This window comes from Streptomyces adelaidensis (genome assembly GCF_016598475.1).
GTDB classification, from domain to species: Bacteria; Actinomycetota; Actinomycetes; order Streptomycetales; family Streptomycetaceae; genus Streptomyces; species Streptomyces adelaidensis.
The window spans coordinates 1-593 of the sequence record NZ_JAEMUX010000291.1 but is presented as its reverse complement, the minus strand read 5'-3'; the positions used below and the strand labels follow the sequence as shown (position 1 = coordinate 593).

Below are 593 nucleotides of genomic sequence, written 5' to 3'. Positions count from 1 at the left end.
CTGAGACTTGGGCGGCAGCCGGCACGCACCGATCCGGTCAGTTCAGGGCATCGATGGCCTTCAGGACCAAGGCGCGCGCCTCCGCCCCGTACACGGCCATGGCGCGCAGCTGCTCGAACGCCTTCAGGTAAAGGACGATCTCGTCGGGCTTGGTGACCCTGACCCGGGCTGACAGCAGTTCAACGGACACGAGCGTGTCGTCGTAGACGTGGAACAACTCCTGTGGCCAGAGCACGCGCTCCCGCGTCGCACTGGGGATGATGCCCAACGACACAGCCGGGAGGGCGCCGGCGGTGAGCAGGTAGCCGAGCTGCGCGGCCATCGCGGCCTCGTCGCCCAATTGGTAGGAGAGGACGCTCTCTTCGATCAGTATGACGAAGTGGTGCCCCGGCTGGTGGATGACCTGCGAGCGTGCGAGGCGGGCTGCGGCGGCCTCTTCGGAGTCGTCGGGGACATCGAGCAGACGGGCGTTGGCGGACAGCAGGGCGCGGGCGTAGCCCTCGGTCTGGAGCAGGCCCGGTACCAGCGTGGGGGAGTAGATCCGGAACAGCTCCGTGGACTGGTACAGCTCCACGGAGCTGTCCTGGAGCCGC

General features: G+C 67.8%; 1 protein-coding gene. It reads right to left on the bottom strand.

Features of this window, described 5'->3' with window-relative positions; all coding sequences use genetic code 11:
- Nucleotides 1-37: 37 nt before the first annotated feature.
- The coding region (locus I8N67_RS41905; RefSeq protein ID WP_234047141.1) for a DUF5753 domain-containing protein at nucleotides 38-593 on the bottom strand (556 nt) is incomplete at its 5' end.